Source organism: Nostoc flagelliforme FACHB-838 (assembly GCF_014698065.1).
GTDB lineage: Bacteria > Cyanobacteriota > Cyanobacteriia > Cyanobacteriales > Nostocaceae > Nostoc > Nostoc flagelliforme_B.
In genome coordinates this window covers 1-4,431 of the sequence record NZ_JACJSI010000449.1, presented here as the reverse complement: position 1 = coordinate 4,431, position 4,431 = coordinate 1, and the positions used below count along the sequence as shown (strand labels likewise).

Annotated in this window: 2 protein-coding genes and 2 pseudogenes; 2 read left to right on the top strand and 2 right to left on the bottom strand. The window is 37.8% G+C overall.

The features are described 5' to 3' along the window. On the top strand, window positions 1-1,240 hold a 1,240-nt coding region (locus H6G97_RS46260; RefSeq protein ID WP_242056091.1), incomplete at its 5' end, for a hypothetical protein. A 363-nt stretch (window positions 1,241-1,603) separates the two neighbouring features. Here the strand turns inward: H6G97_RS46260 and H6G97_RS46255 are convergent. Together H6G97_RS46255 and H6G97_RS56385 are read right to left on the bottom strand one after the other, a co-directional pair. Next, window positions 1,604-2,314, bottom strand: coding sequence for a pentapeptide repeat-containing protein (locus H6G97_RS46255; protein WP_242056090.1), 711 nt, complete (start codon window positions 2,312-2,314; stop codon window positions 1,604-1,606). A gap of 357 nt (window positions 2,315-2,671) precedes the next feature. Next, a pseudogene (locus H6G97_RS56385) lies at window positions 2,672-2,810 on the bottom strand (IS630 family transposase); the annotation flags it as partial. A gap of 824 nt (window positions 2,811-3,634) precedes the next feature. On the opposite strand from H6G97_RS56385, the pseudogene H6G97_RS46250 reads away from it, so the two are divergent. Next, window positions 3,635-4,431, top strand: a pseudogene (locus H6G97_RS46250) (DUF1565 domain-containing protein); the annotation flags it as partial.

Sequence of the window (4,431 nt, the reverse complement as noted above, 5' to 3'; positions counted from 1 at the left end):
CAAGCAATCATCTCATGTGGTGTGTGAATACTTGAGCGCCGTTGAGCCAGGAAAAAGATTTTACGCTTACCGTTGGTTACTTGATTGGTTTATTCAGCTACGTGGGCAGTTTCCCACCCGTGAGCAATTGTCTGGACATTTAGCGCAAGTGACAATTGACCCGCGAGTTAACTACCAACAAGTAACAGTTATTCAAGAGGCGATACAACCACAAAACCTTGGTATCCCACAAGCTCGATTTGCTCAATTACCAAATCATGCTGTGGGAGCAACAAGGTTTGAAGAGGACAAGGAGCAGGGTGCGGGGTGCATGGGAGAGAATCTTTCCCCTCTGCCCCCAGCTAAGAGCCCCCCTGCTTCTTGCCCTCCAGTCAATACTGATATCTCCACCTACACCACTAAACTCAAAGTGCAGTATGACCTAATCGCTCACATTGCTAAAAAAGTTACCAATATGCTGTGGGTTGGTGTCCTTGGTTCTGGCAAGGGTATCACCATTAGCAATGCAATCGATGCTATTAAGCGACTGTATCCTGGCATACACATTTTTTATATTGACCCCAAAGGTGACGAGAAAGAAACCGGTTATTTCAAAGGTCGTGTTGATACTTTTAAACGGGCTAAAATCCTAGAAATGTCCCCGGTCGAAGCAGTCTTATGGGTCAAAGAATGCTTTACCGAATTTCAAAATATCTCTGGCTCCAAGCTGATTATTTTAGATGAAGGTACGGCTGTTTGTTCCAAATTTAAAAATACCAAAGGTGAGATTGGTTGGCTCAAAGACAAAATCATCTCTTACTGTTCTTGCGGTGATAGTTCCGGTTGGCATTTCTGGATTGTCGTGCAAAATCCTCACACTGATGACTTGGGCATTTCTGGTGGACTGCGATCGCAGTTAACGTCTGTGGCGCTGGTTCATCCTGATAACGTCCCAGCTTACAATGCCATGATTGCCACTCAACTCATCCCCAGCGATCGCAAGATTACCTCAACCCAAGTAATGGAGATTGCTACACAATCACCAGTCGGTCGAGCAGTTTATTACGGCGGCATCAATGAATGGATACCAATGCCACAGTTAAAGAATTTCTCTGGTTATAACCGGGATACTAAAAACTTTATTGACTCTGCACCAAGTAATAAGCAAACCTCTCAAGCTGAAACTAATTCATCGGTTGATGCCCCACTTGCCCAATCACAAATTTTGTTAGCTCTTTTGGAGAAGACGAAAACCAATTGAATTGATGAATTTATTCAAACTGAGTTGAAATTAGACGGTATCCAAGCAGATTTAATTCGCTTAGGAATAGAAAAATTGCTTCACAACTTTCCTGCCAAATATAAATTTCATGATTGGAATAGCAATATAAATAATTAGCATTATTAATATTATGATTGACGGTTGCTACATATAACCCTCTTTTTTCCCTTTAGAAGAAGCCAATTGCTAAAAAATTTCCGGATATTTAATTTTTAGATTTTCGCTACAAAACTTTAGTTAGTGTTAAAAATTAAAAGTTTAAAGCGTTATTAAATCAGAGTTTCAAAATTTAGCTTCGATTATTGTTTTCTGAGAGTAACAAAACAGGAGTATAGTGATGTCTTATTGCGAGAATTTCGCTTCCCTTAGATTTGCCCCGTTGAGTATGACACCATCAAGGATTGCCTCATATAGGCTAGCTAAATATAAATTTGCTTGATGCAGGCTGGTTCCAGAAAAGTTTGCTCCTTTTAAGTTAGCAGCGCTGAGAATTGCTCCTTTTAAGTTGGCTCCTGTGAGGTCTGCCCCTTCTAAGTTAGCTGCGCTCAAGATTGCCCCTGCTAGGTTTGCTTTTCTCAAATTTGCTCCAGAGAGATTAACTTGATAGAGGTTTGTCTGTTCTAAATTGGCCCCTTTCAAGTTTACTCCCCTCATGTCCGTGTGACTCAAATCAATTTGCTCATTTTCTAGGTCTTTATTTGTATTTCTTCTAGCAATAACTGTAAGGGCTAATTGAATATCTATGCGAATTTTTCCTGTTGAGTTGCTTGTTATTTTCTCTTGGGGCATACAAGGAGAATTAGCCCGCACAAAAGCAGTTAGAATATCTATAGTTAACCATTGGTATTGTTGATACTCATGGCTAATTTGCTCTAAATCATCAATTACAGCCAGATTAGTTTCTATTGTATTATCTGCTAATTTTTCAATTGCTATTCTTAAACGTTGTTTTGGTGATTGATATCGAGTAAAGTTGAATTTTTGCTGTATGGGATGTACCCAAAATAAGATTTTTTTTAGAAAAGTGTTGCTTGTTAGTAAAATATTATTCATTGACATACTTCGCCTTTTATTAGGAATAATTAACAATAATATTTGAATCTGTCAAAAACTCTTTTCTAGACTTATATTTATATTTACTCATTCCAAAGCTCTTTGATATGTAAAATTAAGAGCTAAGGCACTAGCATTCAATGTAAATATATCTGAGACAAAAGTAGTACTTACTATACTGGTATATCAATTAAGAACGATTTATGCTTGCAAGTTTTTACGTAATTCTTTGAAAAAAGAAATTTTAAGTAATAATACGCACAAACGGAAAGGCACTTGTTAGTAGTCGCGGTAATAAAACAAATGTTACTTATAGTGACGGAGAAACCCTACCCACTACAAGATTCATATATAGGACTAGTATTTGATTTCTGAAAAAGCTCCGTACATTTGAAGAGTGGCAAAATCACTCGTTTGTGTGCTGGATAAACCACTCAAACATCCATTTCAGATGAGAGAACGAAGGAATCAAAGCACAAAAACGCCGTACCCATGTATTATCTCGGACTTTTTTTCATAAATCAAATATGACTCCTATAGATTAGTTTGTCGATAGTGCTATGTCTTCTGTGAATCTACTTAAATTAGCTTTATGACATCTTTAACTAAAGCCGTATAAAGACGGAGTTAGCGGTGTTAAAGCCTTTTACTATTTATGTTTATTTGTTCCCCGGTTGCAGTGAGGGGCATATCAGCAAATACTCAGCCACTAGGATTGTAAAATAAGCTTGCAAACAAGCTGCACAAAAGGCTTTTCACTCCTATCTAACTCTGGAAATTAGCAGGACTCCACCACGATATCCCCATAATTTTTTTGATTTTTTTGTAAAATATAGGACAGACTTCAGAGTATTCACTGTTTTATATTTTCTGTATAAAGGTTATTTTAATACATAAGTTCACAAGGCTCAGTTCCAGCGCTACAACAAGTTTGACTAAATTGTTACATTAGTTCTTTTAAGTTAAGGGGTAAATCTACTAAAGTCTCAACCAATTCAACTTTGACCACTTAACAAACACAGAGAAAACAGGAAATGTTTTTGGCTTTGCGCTGCCTTTTCTATGTGCAACTCGTCCGCTCATCCTCAATAAAACCTTAACGATTGACGATATCGACATCGCTGGTTTAACTATCAACACTTGATGCAAACAAAGTTTTCAATTTCATAAACGACGCAATTTTAAATTGTGCTCGCATATTTGCGACTGTCTTGAAAAGCCCAGATAAATAACCCATTCAAGTAACTAAACTACTTAGCAACTTAGTTTATTGCTGAGAGCATACTACTGATTCACCTTACACCTATTCGGAGTAAATCTATGGCTGGTAAAACATATTACGTTTCTGGAACAGGCAATGATAAAAATGATGGCTCAAATGAAGAAACTGCCTTTCGCTCTTTGGGCAGAGCCGTATATGAGATGAAAACCGGTGACACACTCTACGTCATGAACGGAACTTATGACAAAGGAGCTACGCTTTTTAATAAAAATGGCTCACTAGATAATTGGACAACAATAAAAGCTTATCCAGGGCATACACCTAAGATAAAGACAACAGGAGATGGCATTAATGTATTTAGTTCATCTTATGTGCTGATTGAAGGACTTGATTTAGAGGGAGGTCGGGAAAACATCACTTTAGAATATGCCTTACAAGAAAAAGATAACCCGAACAATCCTATTACCCGTGCCAATGGAATTGCTGTAAAAGCAGCGAAAATAGGGGGAGAAGGTGGCAGTGATACTCATCACATTGTCATTAGGGGTAACACAGTTCGTAATTTTCCAGGTGGAGGTATTGCATTTAACGACTCAGACTATATCATTGTTGAAAAAAATATTGTATCTGGAAACGCTTGGTATTCTGCTTACGGTAATCAAGGAATTACTGCTCTCCGCAGTTTTAATTTCGATGACAATACTACTGACTACAGGATAATTTATCGAGACAACATCGTTTATGATAATAAAAATTTAGTTCCCGTGTGGGAGACAGGGAATATCAGTGAAGGACACGGTCTCATGCTTGATACTACTATCAAAGCTAAAGATGGTGGAACCTATAGCGGAAAGGCATTAATAGCGAATAACGTAACCTATAACAATGGAGGCTC